At 72.3% G+C, this 18,526-nt stretch carries 17 protein-coding genes; 2 read left to right on the top strand and 15 right to left on the bottom strand.

Annotated elements, in window-relative coordinates; genetic code table 11:
- Positions 1-45: 45 nt before the first annotated feature.
- From pssA to HA039_RS05405, 9 genes are all read right to left on the bottom strand, one after another.
- Complete coding sequence (gene pssA, locus HA039_RS05445; RefSeq protein ID WP_208298547.1) at positions 46-900, bottom strand: CDP-diacylglycerol--serine O-phosphatidyltransferase; 855 nt, start codon at positions 898-900, stop codon at positions 46-48.
- Entirely contained in the window at positions 887-1,534 is a 648-nt protein-coding gene (locus HA039_RS05440) for a phosphatidylserine decarboxylase (protein ID WP_161309119.1), read from the bottom strand. Before HA039_RS05440 ends, pssA begins: the two co-directional genes overlap by 14 nt.
- Positions 1,535-1,714: 180 nt before the next feature.
- Positions 1,715-2,920 (bottom strand): acyl-CoA dehydrogenase family protein, encoded by a 1,206-nt coding sequence (locus HA039_RS05435; protein WP_167024557.1) that lies wholly within the window; start codon positions 2,918-2,920, stop codon positions 1,715-1,717.
- A gap of 3 nt (positions 2,921-2,923) precedes the next feature.
- Complete coding sequence (locus HA039_RS05430; RefSeq protein ID WP_167024554.1) at positions 2,924-3,430, bottom strand: MaoC family dehydratase; 507 nt, start codon at positions 3,428-3,430, stop codon at positions 2,924-2,926.
- A gap of 3 nt (positions 3,431-3,433) precedes the next feature.
- Positions 3,434-4,423, bottom strand: coding sequence for an HpcH/HpaI aldolase/citrate lyase family protein (locus tag HA039_RS05425; RefSeq protein WP_167024551.1), 990 nt, complete (start codon positions 4,421-4,423; stop codon positions 3,434-3,436).
- Complete coding sequence (locus HA039_RS05420; RefSeq protein WP_167024548.1) at positions 4,420-6,450, bottom strand: protein meaA; 2,031 nt, start codon at positions 6,448-6,450, stop codon at positions 4,420-4,422. The genes HA039_RS05425 and HA039_RS05420 overlap by 4 nt, the downstream gene beginning before the upstream one ends.
- A 1-nt stretch (position 6,451) precedes the next feature.
- Complete coding sequence (ccrA, locus tag HA039_RS05415) at positions 6,452-7,828, bottom strand: crotonyl-CoA carboxylase/reductase (RefSeq protein ID WP_167024543.1); 1,377 nt, start codon at positions 7,826-7,828, stop codon at positions 6,452-6,454.
- A 421-nt stretch (positions 7,829-8,249) separates the two neighbouring features.
- Entirely contained in the window at positions 8,250-9,080 is an 831-nt protein-coding gene (locus HA039_RS05410) for a TetR family transcriptional regulator (protein ID WP_167024540.1), read from the bottom strand.
- A gap of 44 nt (positions 9,081-9,124) precedes the next feature.
- Positions 9,125-10,939: a 3-hydroxyacyl-CoA dehydrogenase family protein gene (locus HA039_RS05405; RefSeq protein ID WP_167024537.1), complete on the bottom strand. Its 1,815-nt coding sequence runs from the start codon at positions 10,937-10,939 to the stop codon at positions 9,125-9,127.
- Positions 10,940-11,258: 319 nt separating this feature from the next.
- On the opposite strand from HA039_RS05405, the gene HA039_RS05400 reads away from it, so the two are divergent.
- Positions 11,259-11,825 carry a HEAT repeat domain-containing protein gene (locus tag HA039_RS05400; protein ID WP_167036256.1) on the top strand — a complete coding sequence of 189 codons (567 nt, stop codon included), beginning with the start codon at positions 11,259-11,261 and terminating at the stop codon, positions 11,823-11,825.
- 41 nt (positions 11,826-11,866) lie between these two features.
- On the opposite strand, the gene HA039_RS05395 is transcribed toward HA039_RS05400, so the two are convergent.
- The 6 genes from HA039_RS05395 to HA039_RS05370 form a co-directional block, all read right to left on the bottom strand.
- A complete protein-coding gene (locus HA039_RS05395) occupies positions 11,867-12,310 on the bottom strand; it encodes a RidA family protein (protein ID WP_167024534.1) in 444 nt (147 codons plus the stop codon).
- 28 nt (positions 12,311-12,338) lie between these two features.
- On the bottom strand, positions 12,339-13,034 hold the full coding sequence (locus HA039_RS05390; protein WP_167024531.1) for a response regulator: 696 nt from the start codon (positions 13,032-13,034) through the stop codon (positions 12,339-12,341).
- Positions 13,031-14,350: a sensor histidine kinase gene (locus HA039_RS05385; RefSeq protein WP_167024528.1), complete on the bottom strand. Its 1,320-nt coding sequence runs from the start codon at positions 14,348-14,350 to the stop codon at positions 13,031-13,033. The genes HA039_RS05390 and HA039_RS05385 overlap by 4 nt, the downstream gene beginning before the upstream one ends.
- A gap of 13 nt (positions 14,351-14,363) precedes the next feature.
- Positions 14,364-15,530: an acyltransferase family protein gene (locus tag HA039_RS05380; RefSeq protein WP_167024525.1), complete on the bottom strand. Its 1,167-nt coding sequence runs from the start codon at positions 15,528-15,530 to the stop codon at positions 14,364-14,366.
- The gene (locus tag HA039_RS05375; protein ID WP_167024522.1) at positions 15,523-16,566 is read right to left on the bottom strand and encodes an alpha/beta hydrolase; all 1,044 of its coding nucleotides are present in this window, start codon (positions 16,564-16,566) and stop codon (positions 15,523-15,525) included. Before HA039_RS05375 ends, HA039_RS05380 begins: the two co-directional genes overlap by 8 nt.
- 158 nt (positions 16,567-16,724) lie before the next feature.
- On the bottom strand, positions 16,725-17,786 hold the full coding sequence (locus tag HA039_RS05370; RefSeq protein ID WP_167024519.1) for an Rv2578c family radical SAM protein: 1,062 nt from the start codon (positions 17,784-17,786) through the stop codon (positions 16,725-16,727).
- 155 nt (positions 17,787-17,941) lie between these two features.
- On the opposite strand from HA039_RS05370, the gene HA039_RS05365 reads away from it, so the two are divergent.
- Entirely contained in the window at positions 17,942-18,385 is a 444-nt protein-coding gene (locus HA039_RS05365) for an SRPBCC family protein (protein WP_167024516.1), read from the top strand.
- The last annotated feature ends 141 nt before the right edge of the window (positions 18,386-18,526 follow it).

Genomic DNA, 18,526 nt, shown 5'->3' with positions numbered 1-18,526 from the left:
GCACCCGGGCCCCTTCGTGCCGGACCGGTGTCCGACCACGTACCGCTAAGGCAGCTGAGCCGCCCGCGCCTCACGCCGGTTGTCACGGAACGTGTTCACGCGCCGCGCCGTGGCGAAGAGCGGAATGACCGCGCCCGTCACCACCTGGAGCGCGCACCCCGTCTGGAGCAGCAGCTGACCCCCTGGCGCGTCGAACGCCCAGGCCGCCAGCAGCCCCATCGAGACCACGATCCAGCTGAGCATCGCCACCGCGAGCACGCCCCGCGGCTTCGGGTACTCGACCCGGCTCACCATCAGCCATGCCACCCCGATGATCGCGAGGAGCGTCGGGACGAAGGGGAGCTCCAGCAGCACGATCGAGATGACCGTCAGCGCGCCGAACGGGCTCGGCATGCCCTGGAACATGCCGTCCCTGATCGTCACACAGGAGAATCTGGCCAGCCTGAGCACCACCGCGAGCAGCACCACGATCGCCGCCAGGGCCGAGACGCGCTGGTGGGCGTCGTCCGCGACCATGCCGTACACGAGAACGAAGTACGCCGGCGCGAGGCCGAAGCTGATCAGGTCGGAGAGGTTGTCCAGCTCCGCGCCCATCGGCGAGCTGCGGAGCTTGCGCGCCACCAGCCCGTCGAACAGGTCGAAGATCGCCGCGCAGAGCATGAGGATCACGGCCGTGGCGGCGGAGTGCCGCGCCATGCCGCTCTCGTCGCTGCCCGTGAGGTGCGGGATCAGGATGCCGGTGGTCGTGAAGTACACCGCCATGAAACCGCACGTGGCGTTACCGAGGGTGAGGGTGTCCGCTATCGACAGTCTCATCGACAGCGGCATGTCCTCCGCGTCGTCCTCCGCCTGGGCCTCGGCGACCCAGCCGGCCTGCGTCTCGGGATCAATCACGGTCAATTCGAGTCACCCCTGCGGTCGTGGTCTGACCGACCTCGACGGCGACATCGACACCTTCCGGAAGGTAGATGTCGACGCGCGAGCCGAAGCGGATGAGGCCGATGCGCTCGCCCTGTTCCACCTTGGTGCCCTGGGGGAGGTACGGGACGATGCGGCGGGCCACCGCGCCCGCGATCTGCACCATCTCGATGTCGCCCAGCTCGGTGTCGAAGTGCCAGACAACGCGCTCGTTGTTCTCGCTCTCCTTGTTGAACGCCGGGACGAACCCGCCCGGGATGTGCTCCACCGACGTCACCGTGCCCGCGAGGGGGGCGCGGTTCACATGCACGTTCAGCGGGCTCATGAAGATGGCGACCCGGGTGCGCCCGTCCTTCCACGGCATGATGCTCTGCACCACTCCGTCGGCCGGCGAGATGACCCGGGCCTGGGTGATCTCCCGCTCGGGGTCGCGGAAGAACCACAGCATGCCCGCCGCGAGAGCGGTGGCGGGTACGGCGAGAACGGCGGCGCGCCGCGAGTGGCGCGCCCTGACCAGGCTGATCGCGGCGGTGGCGACGGTCGGCAGAAGCCACGGCGATGCTCCGCGCGCGAGGCGGACCCGGCCGCGTGGTGCAGAGGTTTGGCTGTGGGGCATGGATGACCTTCGTAGCGGATGATGCCGCGCTGGCAACGGGGGACGGCGGCTTTACAACGATGGTATCGGTTGCGAGGAGCAACTGAGCAAGCCAGCAGTCGAGTCGAGCGGCTTGAAGCCAGCGGCAGAGGACAACACGGTGTGATCTTCTTCGCGGCAAAATCGACTCAAAAGAGACAATCAGCCCTGGATTTGATACTCCTCCAGCAGTCGGCGCCCAATGATCATTTTCTGGATCTCGGCGGTACCTTCGCCGATCAGCAGCATCGGCGCCTCGCGGTACAGGCGCTCGATCTCGTACTCCTTGGAGAAGCCGTAACCGCCGTGGATGCGGAAGGCGTCCTCGACGACTTCCTTGCAGTACTCGGACGCGAGGTACTTCGCCATCCCTGCCTCCAGGTCGTTTCGTTCCCCGGAGTCCTTTTTGCGTGCCGCGTTGACCATCATCGCATGGGCCGCTTCGACCTTGGTGGCCATTTCGGCCAGCTTGAACTGGATGGCCTGGTGCTGGGCGATCGGCTTGCCGAAGGTGTGGCGCTGCTGGGCGTACGACACACCCAGCTCGAAGGCGCGCTGTGCCACGCCACAGCCCCGCGCGGCCACGTTCACCCGGCCGATCTCCACGCCGTCCATCATTTGGTAAAACCCACGGCCGGTGGTGCCGCCGAGGACCCGATTGGCCGGAATGCGCAATCCGTCCATGATGAGCTCGGTGGTGTCGACGCCCTTGTACCCCATCTTGTCGATCTTCCCGGGGATGGTGAGACCCGGGCGCACCACACCGAAACCGGGCTCCTTCTCCACCAGGAACGTGGTCATCGACCGGTGGGGCGGTGTGCTTTCCGGCTGCCCCTCGTCGCTGCGGCACAACACCGCGACGAGTGTGGACGTACCCCCGTTGGTGAGCCACATCTTCTGGCCGTTCAGGACGTACTCGTCGCCGTCCCTGACCCCCTTGGACGTGATGGCCGACACGTCGGAGCCGAGCGCCGGCTCCGACATCGAGAACGCCCCGCGCACCTCGCCGACGGCCATCCTCGGCAGGAAGGCCTGCTTCTGCTCGTCCGTGCCGTACCGCTCGATCAGGTACGCCACGATGAAGTGGGTGTTGATGATGCCCGACACGGACATCCAGCCCCGGGCGATCTCCTCCACGCACAGCGCGTACGTGAGCAAGGACTCACCCAGGCCGCCGTACTCCTCGGGGATCATCAGCCCGAACAGGCCGAGCTCCTTGAGGCCCTCGACGATCCGCGTCGGGTACTCGTCGCGGTGCTCCAGCTCGGTGGCGACCGGCAGGATCTCCTTGTCGGTGAAGTCCCTGACCGTCGCCAGGATCTCCCGCTGGACGTCGGTCAGCCCGGCCGTCTGGGCGAGTCTGCTCATGGGTCACGTCTCCCGGGGTTCCGGGCGGCCTGGCTGCTCGCCGCCGCGCTCGTCGATGTAGGTCTTCGTCGGCACCATCACCTTGCGGCGGAACACGCACACCACCGTGCCGTCCTGCGTGTACCCCTTCGTCTCCACGTACACGACCCCGCGGTCGCTCTTCGACCGGGACGGTGTGGTGGCCAGCACCGTCGTCTCGCCGTACAGCGTGTCGCCGTGGAAGGTCGGGGCCACGTGCCGCAGCGACTCGACCTCCAGGTTGGCGATCGCCTTCCCCGAGACGTCGGGCACCGACATCCCCAGCAGCAGCGAGTAGACGTAGTTCCCCACCACGACGTTCTTCCCGAAGTCCGTGGTCTTCCCGGCGTAGTTGGCGTCCAGGTGCAGCGGATGGTGGTTCATGGTGAGCAGGCAGAAGAGATGGTCGTCGTACTCGGTGACCGTCTTGCCCGGCCAGTGCTTGTAGACGGCGCCGACCTCGAACTCCTCAAAGGTGCGTCCGAACCGCATCGTTCACGCCTCCGGGATCTCGAACGCGGTGGTACGGCGCATCCCGGCCGCCCGCCCCTTGCCCGCGATCACCAGGGCCATCTTGCGGCTCGCCTCGTCGATCATCTCGTCGCCGAGCATCGCGGAGCCCTTCTTGCCACCCGCCTCCGACGTGTAGTAGTCGTACGCGTCCAGGATCAGTTCGGCGTGGTCGAAGTCCTCCTGCGCGGGCGAGAAGATCTCGTTGGCCGCGTCGATCTGGCCCGGGTGCAGCACCCACTTGCCGTCGTAGCCGAGCGCGGCGGCGCGCCCCGCCACCTCGCGGAACGCGTCCACGTCACGGATCTGGAGGTACGGTCCGTCGATCGCCTGGAGATCGTGGGTACGGGCCGCCATCAGGATGCGCATCAGGATGTAGTGGTACGCGTCCGCGCCGTAGCCGGGCGGCTGTTGCCCGACCACCAGCGTCTTCATGCTGATCGACGCCATGAAGTCGGCCGGGCCGAAGACGATGGTCTCCAGGCGGGGCGAGGCCGCGGCGATCGCGTCCACGTTCACCAGGCCCTTGGCGTTCTCGATCTGTGCCTCGATGCCGATCCTCCCGACCTCGAAGCCCATCGTCTTCTCGATCTGGGTGAGCAGCAGGTCGAGGGCGACGATCTGCTGCGCGTCCTGGACCTTCGGCAGCATCAGGCAGTCGAGGTTGTGGCCCGCGCCCTCGACGACCGTGACGACGTCGCGGTACGTCCAGTGCGTCGTCCAGTCGTTGACCCGGACCACCCGGATCTTGCCCGTCCAGTCGCCCTTGTTGAGCGCGTCGACGATGGTGTGCCGGGCGCCCTCCTTGGCGAGCGGCGCGCACGCGTCCTCCAGGTCCAGGAAGACCTGGTCGGCGGGCAGCCCCTGGGCCTTCTCCAGGAACCGCGGGTTCGAGCCCGGTACGGCGAGGCACGAGCGGCGCGGGCGCAGCCGGTTCACGGGGACCTCGGTCGGGGGGATCGCTGGGGCTGTCATGCGGAGACCTCCAAGGGGTCGGACGGGTCGAGCGGGTCGAGCTTGTTCGCCGTGCGGATCTCGTCGACGATACGGCCGATGATCCGGGTGATCCCGAAGTCCTTCGGGGTGAAGACGGCGGCCACCCCGGCCGCCCTCAGCGCGGCCGCGTCGGCGCCCGGGATGATCCCGCCGACGACGACGGGGATGTCCCCGGCGCCCGCCTCGCGCAGCCGTACGAGCACGTCGGGCACCAGCGCCGCGTGCGAGCCGGACAGGATCGACAGCCCCACGCAGTGCACGTCCTCGGCGAGCGCGGCGTCCACGATCTGCTCGGGGGTCAGCCGGATGCCCTGGTAGACCACCTCGAAGCCGGCGTCCCGCGCGCGTACGGCGATCTGCTCGGCGCCGTTGGAGTGGCCGTCCAGGCCCGGCTTGCCCACCAGCAGCCGCAGCCGCCCCGAGCCCAGTTCCGCGGCCGTACGGGACACCTTGGCGCGCACGGCGGCCAGCGGGGTGCCCTCCTCGGCGCCCCCCGCGACCGGCGCGCCGCCCACCCCGGTCGGGGCGCGGAACTCGCCGAACACGCCCCGCAGCGCCTCCGACCACTCGCCGGTCGTCACCCCGGCACGCGCGCACGCCACCGTCGCCTCCATCAGGTTGCCGGTGCCGGCGGCGGCCGAGACCAGCGCGGCGACCGCGGCCGTCGCCCGCTCCTCGTCCCGCGCCTCCCGCCAGGCCCGCAGCGACGCCGCCACGCGCGCCTCGTTCGCCGGGTCGACCGTCATGACCGCCGTGTCCAGGTCGGCGGTGAGCGGGCTCGGCTCCGTCGACTCGTAGCAGTTGACCCCGACGATCCGCTCCTCGCCCGACTCGATCCGCGCGCGCCGGGCCGCGTGCGAGGAGACCAGCTCCGACTTGAGGTAGCCGGACTCCACGGCCGCCATCGCGCCGCCCATCGCCTCGATCCGGTCCATCTCGGCGAGGCTCTCCGCCACCAGGGACGCCACCTCGGCCTCCACCACGTGCGAGCCCTCGAACAGGTCGGGGTACTCCAGCAGGTCCGACTCGTCCGCCAGGACCTGCTGGATGCGCAGCGACCACTGCTGGTCCCAGGGCCGGGGCAGCCCCAGCGCCTCGTTCCAGGCGGGCAGCTGTACGGCGCGGGCCCGCGCGTCCTTGGAGAGCGTGACGGCCAGCATCTCCAGGACGATCCGCTGGACGTTGTTCTCCGGCTGCGCCTCGGTCAGCCCGAGGGAGTTGACCTGCACGCCGTAGCGGAAGCGCCGCTGCCGGCCGTCCTCGATCCCGTACCGCTCCCGGGTGACCCGGTCCCAGATGCGCGAGAAGGCCCGCATCTTGCACATCTCCTCGACGAAGCGGACGCCCGCGTTCACGAAGAAGGAGATGCGGGCGACCACCTCGCCCCTGCGGGCGTCGGGGACCCGCCCCGACGCGAACACCGCGTCCAGCACGGCGATCGCGGTGGACATCGCGTAGGCGATCTCCTGGACGGGGGTGGCCCCGGCCTCCTGGAGGTGGTAGCTGCAGATGTTGATCGGGTTCCACCGGGGGAGGTGGTGGACCGTGTACGTGATCATGTCGGTCGTCAGGCGCAGGCTCGGCACGGGCGGGAAGACGTGCGTCCCGCGCGAGAGGTACTCCTTGACGATGTCGTTCTGCGTCGTCCCCTGGAGCAGCGAGACGTCCGCGCCCTGCTCCTCGGCGACCACCTGGTAGAGCGCCAGCAGCCACATGGCGGTGGCGTTGATGGTCATCGAGGTGTTCGTGCGCTCCAGGGGGATGCCCTCGAACAGCCGCCGCATGTCGCCCAGGTGCGAGACGGGCACCCCGACCCGGCCCACCTCGCCGCGCGCCAGGACGTGGTCGGGGTCGTAGCCGGTCTGGGTGGGCAGGTCGAACGCGACGGAGAGGCCCGTCTGCCCCTTCGCGAGGTTGCGGCGGTAGAGCGCGTTGGACGCCTCGGCCGTGGAGTGCCCCGCGTATGTCCGCATGAGCCAGGGCCGGTCCTTCGGGCGCCGCGCCATGTCAGTGGACCCCGCCGTGCGCGGCGAGCGGCTGCGCCCGCGCGTCGTCGCGGAACAGGTTGATCGCGTCGAGGTGGCGGGCGCGCAGCTCCTCGTCGCGCACCCCGAGGCCTTCGGCGGGGGCGAGGGCCAGCACGCCGACCTTGCCCTGGTGACGGTTGCGGTGGACGTCGTACGCGGCCTGGCCGGTGTCCTCCAGGGCGTACACCTTCGACAGCGTGGGGTGGATCCTCCCCTTGGCGACCAGCCGGTTGGCCTCCCACGCCTCGCGGTAGTTGGCGAAGTGCGAGCCGACGATCCGCTTGAGCGACATCCACAGGTACCGGTTGTCGTACTCGTGGGTGAAGCCCGAGGTGGAGGCGCAGGTGACGATCGTGCCGCCCTTGCGGGTGACGTAGACACTCGCGCCGAACGTCTCGCGCCCCGGGTGCTCGAAGACGATGTCCACGTCCTCGCCGCCGGTCAGTTCGCGGATGCGCTTGCCGAACCGCTTCCACTCGCGGGGGTCCTGGTGGTGCTCGTCCGTCCAGAACGTGTAGCCCTCGGCGGAGCGGTCGATGATCGCCTCGGCGCCCATCCGCCGGCACAGCTCGGCCTTCCGGTCGCTGGAGACCACACAGATCGGGGTGGCGCCGCCGGCCAGGGCGAACTGGGTGGCGTACGAGCCGAGTCCGCCGCTCGCCCCCCAGATCAGCACGTTGTCGCCCTGCTTCATGCCCGCGCCGTTGCGCGAGACGAGCTGGCGGTACGCGGTGGAGTTGACGAGTCCGGGCGCCGCCGCCTCCTCCCAGCTGAGGTGCTGCGGCTTCGGCATCAGCTGGTTGGACTTGACGAGCGCGATCTCGGCGAGGCCCCCGAAGTTGGTCTCGAAGCCCCAGATCCGCTGCTCGGGGTCGAGCATGGTGTCGTTGTGCCCGTCCGAGCTCTCCAGCTCGACGGAGAGGCAGTGGGCCACCACCTCGTCGCCCGGGCGCCAGGAGTTGACGCCGGGTCCGGTGCGCAGCACGACGCCCGCCAGGTCGGAGCCGATGACGTGGTACGGCAGGTCGTGGCGGCGGGCGAGGTCGCTGAGCCGTCCGTACCGCTCCAGGAACCCGAAGGTGGCCATCGGCTCGAAGATCGAGGTCCAGACGGAGTTGTAGTTGACCGAGCTGGCCATGACGGCCACGAGGGCCTCGCCGGGGCCGAGTTCGGGCACGGGAACGTCGTCGACGTGCAGGGACTCGCGCGGGTCCTTCTCGGCGGTGGGAAGGCCGGCGAACATCTCCGTCTCGTCCTTGTGCACGGTCACGGCACGGTACGAGTCCGGGAGGGGCAGTGCGGCGAAGTCGGCGGGCGTGGAGTCCGGCGACTGGATCGCGTCCAGGATGTCCTTCACGGTGGTGCCTCCGGCGAAGCTGGGGGTGGTGAGGTGCGGGGCCGCGTGCGGCGGTCTGGGGTGGAGGTGGGGCGTCGGCTCCAGAGGTGGCGCGCCGCCGGCCGGAGTGTGACCCCGGACGTGGCGGGTGCTGCTGAGCGGCGCCGGGTGGGCGCGGGGTGCCTGTGACGCAGGCGTCCGGGCGCACAAGCGAGAAGGCTTGCGGGAACAGCCGGACACCTTCAACGTATGGCACGGTGTGACACCTGGCAAGGCACTGGGTGCCAGGTGTTTCTCTCATCTGTCGGTCTCATGGCACGCATGAGCCATACCTACCGCCCGGAATGCGGTGAATATCAGCCGGGTGAGGGGAATGTGCGGTCGAACGTGTGGCGGGGACGGTCCTTCGGGCGGCGGCGCCCGCGACGGGGCGCCCGCTCGGCTACGCGTCCTTCAGTGCCCGCTTGATCGTCCGCATGACCTCGTCCAGCGGCGCGTCGGTGTGCGCCACCGTCACCAGGACGTCCCCGCCGGCACGGGCCGTGACCGCCGGGCGGTCGGTCCTGCCGCCCATCGACAGGCCCGCGCCGATGCCCGGGCCGAACGTGTCGCGGACGATCGCGAAGGCGTGGTCGAGCTGCGCCTCCACGTCGCCCTGGCCGCCGGCCCGCAGCCACCGCCGCAGCACGTGGTTGTGGGCGGTGACGACCGCCGACGCGGCCACCTCCGCCAGCAGCGGGTCGTCGTTGCCGTCGGTGTGGTCCAGCTCGTCGAAGTGACCCAGCAGGTAGCGCGTGAACAGCCGCTCGTAGCGGGCCACCGAGGCGATCTCCCGCTCCCGCAGGGTCGGCACCTCGCGGGTGAGGCGGTAGCGCTCCACGGAGACCGCGGGCGACGCCGCGTACATCCGCATGACTTCCTTGATGCCCCGGCAGACCGTGTCGAGCGGGTGCTCGTGGGACGGCGCCGCGTTCAGGACCGCCTCGGCCCGCACGAGCGTGTCGTCGTGGTCGGGGAAGATCGCCTCTTCCTTGGACCGGAAGTGCCGGAAGAAGGTCCTGCGCGCCACCCCGGCCGCGGCGGCGATCTCGTCGACCGTCGTCGCCTCGTACCCCTTGGTCGCGAACAGCTCCATGGCCGCGGCGGCCAGCTCGCGGCGCATCTTCAGCCGCTGCGCGGCCGCCTTGGTCCCTGAGGCGCTCTCGGGAGCGTCGGACCTGGGGTTCTTACGGGACGACTCGGCGGACGGCGACATGAGGTGAACGTACTGCATCGACGCGGGGGAGCGCGCCCGCGGGCGCGCCCCGCCGCTCCGGGTCAGCGCGCGGCGTGCGCGCGGAAGCCGCGGCCCGACTTGCGGCCCAGGCAGCCGGCCGCCACCAGGTGCTCCAGCAGGGGCGCGGGAGCCAGGCCCGGATCGCGGAACTCCCGGTGCAGCACCCGCTCGATCGCCAGCGAGACGTCGAGACCGACCACGTCCAGCAGCTCGAAGGGCCCCATCGGGTAGCCCCCGCCGAGCTTCATCGCCGTGTCGATGTCGTCGGGGGTCGCGTAGTGCTCCTGGACCATCTTCACGGCGTTGTTCAGGTACGGGAACAGCAGGGCGTTCACGATGAAGCCGGCCCGGTCGCCGCAGTCCACCGGGTGCTTGCGCAGCCGCGCGCACACCTCATGGGCGGTGGCGCGGACGTCGTCGGCCGTCAGGACGGTACGGACCACCTCGACCAGCTTCATCGCGGGCGCCGGGTTGAAGAAGTGCAGCCCGACGACGTCCTGGGGGCGCGAGGTCGCCCGGGCGCAGGCGATGACCGGCAGCGAGGAGGTGGTCGTGGCGAGGACCGCGCCGGGGCGGCAGACCTTGTCGAGCACGCCGAAGAGCTGCCGCTTCACCTCCAGGTCCTCGGCGACGGCCTCGACCGCGAGGTCCACCCCGGAGAACGCGTCGAGCGTGCCGGCCGGGCGGATCCGCGCCAGGGCCTCCCCGCGCGCCTCCTCCGTCAGCCGCCCCTTGGCGACCGAGCGGGCCAGGGACGCGGCGACCCGGTCCTTGGCACCCCGTGCCTTCTCGGTGCTCCTGGCCGCCAGGACGACGTCGTACCCGGCCTTCGCGAAGACCTCCGCGATCCCGCTCGCCATCGTGCCGGAGCCCGCGACGCCGACGGACCCGACGGCCCGGCCCGCGACCGGGCCCGGGCCGTCCGCCGGGGTGAGGGCGTCGGGGACGGCCGTGGCGCTGCCCGGCTCCGCGTACGTGTAGAAGCCGCGGCCCGCCTTGCGCCCCGTCAGGCCCGCCGCGCCGAGCTGGCCGAGGACGGGGGCGGGCGCGTGCAGCCGGTCGTGGGACGCGCTGTACATCGCCTCCAGGACCGTGCGCGCGGTGTCGATCCCGATCAGGTCGAGCAGGGCGAGCGGGCCCATCGGCAGGCCGCAGCCCAGCCGCATGGCCGCGTCGATGTCGGCGCGGGAGGCGTAGCCCGACTCGTACATCGCGGCGGCCTGGTTGAGGTAGCCGAAGAGGAGGCCGTCCGCGACGAAGCCGGGGCGGTCGCCCACGGCGACGGGCTCCTTGCCCAGGTCGCGGGCGAGGGCGGTGACCGCCTCGACCGCTCGGGGCGAGGTGAGGACCGAGGACACCACCTCGACCAGCTTCATCGCGGGCGCCGGGTTGAAGAAGTGCAGGCCGAGGACGCGCTCCGGGTGCGCGGAGTCGGCGGCGAGGCGTGTCACCGACAGCGCGTTCGTGCCCGTCGCGAGGATCGTGCCGGGAGTGACGATCCCGTCCAGCTCCCGGATCACCTGCCGCTTGGTCTCGTACGACTCCGGCACGACCTCGATGACGAGCGCGGCGTCGGCGGCGGCGCGCAGGTCGGAGAAGGTGCGCAGGCGCGCGAGGACCGTGCGCCGCTCCTCGTCCGTGAGGCGGCCGCGCTCCACGGCCCGCGCGGTGGACGCCTCGATCGCGGCCACGGCCCGGCCGGCCGCCGCGTCGCTGATGTCGATGCCGATCACCTCGCGGCCGGCCCGGGCGAGGGTCTCGGCGATGCCGGTGCCCATGGTGCCGAGGCCGACCACGGCGACGGTGGGGAGGAGGGGGCGGGGCAGGGGCGTCGGGGTGTCCGAGGGGATGTCCATGAGGGACTCCAAGGGGAAAGGGGTGACGACTGGGGTGGCGGCACGGCACGTACAGGTGCTCGGTGGCCGCCGGGGGCCGACGCGCTGCGGCGCGCGCGGCGGATGCGGGTCGCGGAGAGGGGCGGCGGGCTCTGTTCCGGAGCCGCGCCGTGTCTGGAACCGACAGCACTCGCGATGGCTGCGTCACCAGGCCACGCGAGTCGCGGGGGTTTCCCGCTCATCTGAGGTTAACCGACGGGTAACGAGCGCGCCAGACCTGGGCGGGGACCGGATCCGGGCGGGCCTTCAGGACCTATCCTCTTCGTCATGGATGAGCGCCATGGATGAGGACTTCCGCTCGCTCGCGGACCGGGTGCGGGACGAGTCCGGTGGGTCCGCCGCGTGCGAGCGGCTCCTGACCACCGGGGACCACGAGGAGCTGGCCGGGGTGCTCGTGGAGCGCGAACGGCCGCTGTGGGCGCGGGAGATCGCCGCGTTCCGGCTGGGGTGCGGGGGAGACCGGCGGGCGTTCGAGGCGCTGGTGCTGCTGCTCAACCACCGCGATCCGGAGCGCTGCGTGAGCGCGTCGTACGCGCTGGCGCGGCTGGCCGACCCGCGCACGGCCCGCGCGGCGGCGGCCCTGGCGACGAACACGCTGCGCACCGCGTACGCCCTGCACCCCGTACGCCTCCTCACGGAGCTGGACGCCCCCGAGTCCGTACCCGTGCTGATCGCCACCCTGGAACGGCTGTCCGCCCCGGACGACCCGCACTGGCGGGTGGCCCTGGCCTGCGTAGAGGGCCTGCACCGCCTGGCCGACCCCCGAGCCCGCCCCTCCCTGGAAGCGGCTCGCACCCACCCCCGCCTGACGGCGGCGGCCACGGCGGCGCTGACGTCCCTGCCGTAGCCGCTCGCGGTCGGCGTTCGTCCTCGCTCGGACCGTGGCGGTTACCGGGGGGTGTCCGCCGGGGTGGGGACGATGGCGAATGCCTCGATCTCCACCAGGAGTTCGGGGCGGATCAGGGCCGCGACCTGGAACGCCGAGCTGGCCGGGGGGCGTTCCGGGGCGATCACCGCGTCGCGGGCCTCGCGGACCGCCGGCAGGTGGGCCACGTCCGTCACGAAGAACGTCAGCTTCACGACGTCGTCGAACGTGGCGCCCGCCGCCGCCAGGCAGCGGCGCAGGTTCTCGAACACCTGGCGCGCCTGGGCCGCCGCGTCGCCCACGCCCACGATCCCGCCGGCCTCGTCGAACGCGCACTGGCCGGAGACCGCGACGAAGCGGCCGGTGCCCCAGACGACGTGGCTGTAGCCGTTGCCGGGGGCGACCCCGTCGGGGGCGGTGACGTGGGTGAGGTGTGTCGTGGGGGTGAGGGGGGCTTCGGGAGTCATGGGGCCATTGTTTCCCACCACCCCCCGCTCAGTAGCCGGTCGGCCGCACCACACCCGTCTCGTACGCGAACACCGCCGCCTGCGTCCGGTCCCGCAGGCCCAACTTGACCAGGATCCGGCCCACATGGGTCTTCACCGTCTGCTCCGCCACGACGAGCCGCGTCGCGATCTCCGCGTTCGACAGGCCCTGCGCGATCAGCGACAGCACCTCCGTCTCCCGCTCCGTCAGGGCGCCGACCCGGTCCCCGCGCGGCGCGCGCGGGGCCGCCGTCACCCGGGAGAACTCGGCGATCAGCCGCTTGGTGATGTTCGGCGCGAGCAGCGCGTCCCCGGCCGCCACCACCCGTACCGCCCGTGCCAGTTCCTCCGCCGACGCGTCCTTGAGGAGGAACCCGGACGCGCCCGCGCGCAGCGCCTCGTACACGTACTCGTCCAGGTCGAAGGTGGTGAGGACGAGCACCTTCACGTGCGGCGGCCCGCCCGGGCCGGTGAGGCGGCGGGTCGCCTCTATGCCGCCCAGTTCCGGCATCCGGATGTCCATCAGGACGACGTCCGGGTCGAGTTCGGCGACCTTCGCCAGCGCGTCGAGACCGTCCACCGCCTGGCCCACGACCTCGATCCCGTCCTCGGCGTTCAGCAGCACGGTGAAGCCCTGACGCACCATGACCTGGTCGTCCGCGACGAGCACGCGGATGGGCGCCGGCGCGGCCGGTGGTGATGTCATGTGGTTTCCTCCGTGCGGATCGCGGGCTCCTCCGTCGGCAGCGTCGCCGTCACCTCGTACCCGCCGGCCGGCGTCGCCCCGGTGACCAGTTCACCGCCCAGCATCGCAGTGCGCTCCCGCATCCCCAGCAGCCCGTGCCCCGCGTCCGTGGCCGGCGGCGCGGCGGCCCGCGCGGGAGCGCCGTTCACGACCCGCACCACGACGCAGGACGGCAGGTACCCGATCTCCACCCGCACCCCCGCCCCCGGCGCGTGCCGCATCGCGTTGCTCAGCGCCTCCTGCACGATCCGGTACGCCGAGAGGCCGACCCCGGGGGCCAGCCGCCGCCGTTCGCCGGTGATCGCCGTCGTGACCGCGAGCCCGGCCCTCCGTACCGTACCGATCAGCTCCTCCAGCCGGTCCAGCGTGGGCTGCGGCGCGTGCCGCGCACGCTCCGACAGCGTGTCCTCGGAGCGCAGCACGCCCAGCACCCGGCGCAGTTCGGTGAGCGCGTCGACCGCGTTCGCCCGAATGCCGGCGAGGTTCTCCCGCAGCTCCTCGGACGGGTGGTCGACCAGGTGCGGCGCGACCTGCGCCTGGATGGAGATGACCGACATGTGATGGGCCACCACGTCGTGCAGCTCGCGCGCGATCCGGTTGCGCTCCTCCAGGAGCGTGCGCCGGGCCCGTTCGTCGGCGGTGAGGCCGGCCTGGACGACCAGTTCGGTACGGGCCACCCGGCCGCCCCGCAGCGCGGCGCCCACCACCACCGCGACGGTCAGGACCGCGGCGGCCCGCGTCACGTCCCCGTTGTGCGCCGTGCTGACGAACAGCCCGCAGCCCGCGCCCGCCAGAAGGCTGACCGCCAGCGCCTCGCACGCGACCCGGGGCCGCAACCGCAGCGCCAGCAGGAACAGCACCCCGGCCTGGAGGGCCATCCCCTCCCCGGTCCAGGGGTACAGCCCGTCCCGGCCCAGGCCCGACTCCGTGGTGAGCGCGACGACGACCATGACCAGCGTCACCACCCACCACGCCGGTACGGGCCGGAACACGGCGGCCACCAGCGCCGCCCCCTGGAGCACGCCGAGGAGCGTGCCGTACGCCGGGTCGAGCCCCGACCCCCAGATGAGGCCTTCGACCCCCATCGCGCCGACGAACACCGCGCAGATCACCGTCACGAGCACGACCACCGGCTGCCAGTCCCGCCACCCGGGCCGCTCCGCCCCCGGCCCGGGAGCGAACGCCCGCGCCCCCAGGAGGTCTTCACGAAGGTGACGCGGGACCGCGCGCAGCGCCGCCCCCAGCCGCCCCACGGGCGTTCTTCCCCCGGATCCCATGGGTGTCCTCTCCCTAGACATGTCCGGCCTCCGCCCGGTGGCGGGTGGCCCGTCGTCCCCCGCGGACGACTTCCGTCCGGCCGCGCGCCCGCTGTTCATGGCCGCGGAACGCCATCCAACAGACCAGCAGCGCCGCCGCGAACACCGGGAGCCACGCGAGCCGCGCCAGTACCCAGCCGGGACCGTCCGGCACGGTGTGCAGGCCGGGCAGCGGGCGGCCCGCGAGCAGACCGGTCGCGGTGACGGCCAGCAGCGCCGTCTGGTGCCACAGGAACAGCGTCATCGCGGAGAGATTGGCCAGTGCCACCGCCGCCCAGAGCGCCGGCCGCGCGCACGCCCGCCGCAGCGGGTCCAGGAGGAGCAGGGCCGCCCCGCACTGCGCGAGCCCGAAGGTCACGGCCGCCAGGGTCGGCGGGTCGAGGTTCGAGACCGGGGCGCCCGGCACACCGACCATGGACGCCGGGTAGCCGGCGCACAGGACGAGCAGCGCGGTCGCCGCGCAACCGCCCACCAGCAGCACCCGCGCGGCCACGCGGCCGTTCAGCTCGCCGCGGGACCAGGCCGCGCCCAGGCAGTACGGGACGAGCCAGGCCGCCGGCAGGTTGACCCAGCCGAGCCACGCGGGCCCGCCGAGCGCGAACCGGACCAGGTCGACGTGCAGGACCACGGCGAGCGGCCACAGCGGGTGCAGCCGCGCGACCAGCGGGGTCGCCGCCGTCAACGCCATCAGGACCAGCAGGAACCACAGCGGGGACAGCACCAGTCGCAGCAGCGCGTACACGGTCGGCGGGCTCACCCCGGAGACCAGCATCACGGCCGCCGCCACCGTCCACACCCCCAGCACGGCGGTCACCGGCCGCCACAGCCGCGCGGTCCTGGCGCCGAGCCACTGCCCGTACGTGGTGCCCCGGGCGCGCGCCGACGCGTAACCCGGCGCGGCCACCCGGCCGCAGACGACGAAGAAGACCGCGAGGGTCTGGAACAGCCAGGAGACCGGGGCCAGTCGGGGCATGTCCCGCAGCGGGCTCGCGGCGCGCACCGTACCGCTGTCGGTGACCAGGGCGGTCACCAGCCAGTGGCCGAGCACCACACCGAGGATGGCGAGCGCGCGCAGGGCGTCGGTGGCCCGGTCACGGCCGGGCGGGGTGGCGGCCTCGATCCGCCGCACGAGGTCACGCACGCCCGGCCTCCCCGGCGTGGGTCGCGGCCGCGGTCGTTCGCCCGGGGCCGTCCGCCGCCGACCCCCCGGACGCGTCCGCCGCCGTCCGCCCGGCGGCTATCCGGGCCAGGTTCCGCAGCGACACCGACCCCGGCCGCAGATAGCCGCTGTGGGCCGCCCCGCCCGCGTCGAACACCCGGGCGCCGAACGCCTCCGACACCGGATCCCCGCCGAACCCGACCGTCACGCACGGCAGTCGGAGCCGCCCGTGGGGCACCAGGTCGATGTGGTCGGCGGAACCCCGCCCCGCCCAGACGGTGGCCCGGGTGCGCAGCGCGGCGGCCCGGTCGACGCCGGTGCCGGGGCTCCCGTACAGCACCAGGTCGGCGACCGGCAGGCCCGGCGCGGCGCGGGCGCAGACGACCGAGCCGTACGAATGGCAGAGCAGCGACAGCCGCGCGGCGGGCGCGGCGGCGGCCAGCGCGCCGACGAACGACCGCAGCCCGGGCGCCGCTTCGTCGGCCCGGCCGGTGGTCAGTACGGCGGTGCTCACCGTGGCCGGGGTCCGGTAGCCGAGCCAGGCGATCACGGCGGCCCCCGCGCCCATCTCCGCCCGGAGCGCCGCCGCCCCGGCCCCGAAGCGCGCGTAGTGGTCGAGGCCGGTGTCCGAGCCGGGCACCAGCACCGCGATCCGCCGGGCGTGGGCGAGGTCGCCGTACACCTCGGCGGTACGGCCGCCGTCGCGGCCGTCGAACGAGAGGAAGTGCCGCGCGGGGTCCGCCAGGACACGCAGCGCCCTGGCCCGTACGTGATCGCCGTGACCGGCCGCCACGCGCCCGGCGGCCCGGATCCCGGCCCGGTTGACGGCGTACCGCGCGTCCAGGGCGGCGGGCGTCAGGTGGCCCCGCAGCGGTGCGAGGGCGGCCGGGACGGGCGCGGGGACGGCCGCCGGGCGGGCCGCGCCCGACACCGGCACCGCCACCGAGGCGGTGACGAGCGCGGCGAGCAGGGTGCGGAGCGTGCGCGGGGAGAGGCCTGTGCGGGGCCGTGACGCCATGGGAGAGGACCTTCCGTACCGGGTGGTGTCGTGCTTCCGGTACCGAAGTTAGGGATCACACCGTGTCGTTCGCGTCCCGCCGGGGAGCTCACCTCGCGGGTGGCTCCCAGGTATGACGGGTAGGGGGTACGGCCCGCACGGGCGGGGCGCGAGTCCCCTCACAGCAGCGTCAGCTGGGTGCCTTCCGGCTCCGGGTCCGGCAGCGGCGCGGCCCCCCGGTGGTTGCCCGGCCTGGTCAGCCCCATCGACGTGGCCGCGCCCCGGGGGCCGATGCCGAACGAGTCGGCCAACTCGTGGACCTGGCGCGTGATCCGCCGCTGGTACCACTTCGGGGCGTACGCGCCCTCCGCGTACATCCGCTCGTACCGCCCCACCAGCTGCGGGTGGTGCTGCCCCAGCCACTCCATGAACCACTCGCGCGCCCCCGGCCGCAGGTGCAGCACCAGCGGGGTCACCGAGGTCGCCCCGGACGCCGCTATCGCCCGTACCGTCGAACGGAGCTGCTCGGGGCTGTCGCCCAGGAACGGGATCACCGGAGCCATCAGCACCCCGCAGCCGATCCCGGCGTCCGTCATGGCCCGTACGACGTCGAGCCGCCGCTCCGGGGAGGGGGTGCCCGGTTCGACCGTGCGCCACAGCTCCTGGTCGGTGAAGCCCACCGAGACCGAGACGCCGACATCGGTGACCGAGGCCGCCTCGCGCAGCAGGTCCAGGTCGCGGAGGATCAGCGTCCCCTTGGTGAGGATGGAGAAGGGGTTGGCCCGCTCACTCAGGGCCGTGATGATCCCGGGCATCAGCCGGTAGCGGCCCTCCGCCCGCTGGTAGCAGTCGACGTTCGTGCCCATCGCGATGTGGGCGCCCTGCCACTGGCGTGAGGCCAGCTTGCGCCGTACCAGCTCCGGGGCGTTGATCTTGACGACGATCTGGGAGTCGAAGCCCAGGCCGGTGTCGAGGTCCAGATAGCTGTGGGTCTTGCGGGCGAAGCAGTAGACGCAGGCGTGTGTGCAGCCCCGGTACGGGTTCACCGTCCACTCGAACGGCATGCGGGAAGCTCCCGGGACCCGGTTCACGATCGAGCGCGCGCGGACCTCGTGGAAGGTGATGCCGCGGAACTCGGGGGTGTCGAAGGTGCGGGTGGTGACCGCGTCCGTACCGAAGAGCGCGATGTCCCCGGCGGGCCGTGCGGTGGACGGCCCCTCGGCCAGATTGTCCCAGCGCATGGAGTACCTCCTCGGTAGTGCTGTCTCCACAATAGAACACGTGTTCGCTCGATAGTCGAACGGATGGTCGAATCGATCCCGGATTTGGGCGGGTGTACCGGAGGGTGGTTGGCTGGCCGCACCCCAACCGAGAACCGAGTGCTGGAGGAAGCGCCATGGCGCAGGTCGAGGCCACGACGGAGCGGATCATCGCGGCGAAAGCGGACACGGTGTTCGACGCGCTGGCCGATTACCAGGACACCCGGGCGAAGCTCCTGCCCGCGCACTTCAGCGAGTACGAGGTGAGGGAGGGCGGCGACGGCGAGGGCACCCTCGTCCACTGGAAGCTCCAGGCCACCAGCAAGCGCGTCCGCGACTGCCTGCTGGAGGTGACCGAGCCCAGCGACGGCCGGCTCGTGGAGAAGGACCGGAACTCCTCGATGGTCACCACCTGGACCGTCACCCCGGCCGGCGAGGGCAGCTCCAAGGCCGTCGTCACCACTGTCTGGGACGGCGCCGGCGGCATCGGCGGCTTCTTCGAGCGGACCTTCGCCCCCAAGGGCCTCGGCCGGATCTACGACGAGATCCTGGCCAAGCTCGCGGCCGAGACCGAGAAGTAGGCCGCCCGAAAGGCCTGAACGGCCTGAACCGCCCGACCCCGGGGGCCGCCCCGGGGTCACCGGTTCGAGTGGATTTCCCCGCGACGCCGTTGCCCGCGCCCCGCGCGACGCCTCACGGGAAAGCCCCTGATGAGCGCCCCG

The sequence above is a fragment of the Streptomyces liangshanensis genome, from assembly GCF_011694815.1.
GTDB classification, from domain to species: domain Bacteria; phylum Actinomycetota; class Actinomycetes; order Streptomycetales; family Streptomycetaceae; genus Streptomyces; species Streptomyces liangshanensis.
Note: the sequence above shows the minus strand (reverse complement) of the source record. Positions and strands in the feature narration are given on the sequence as shown.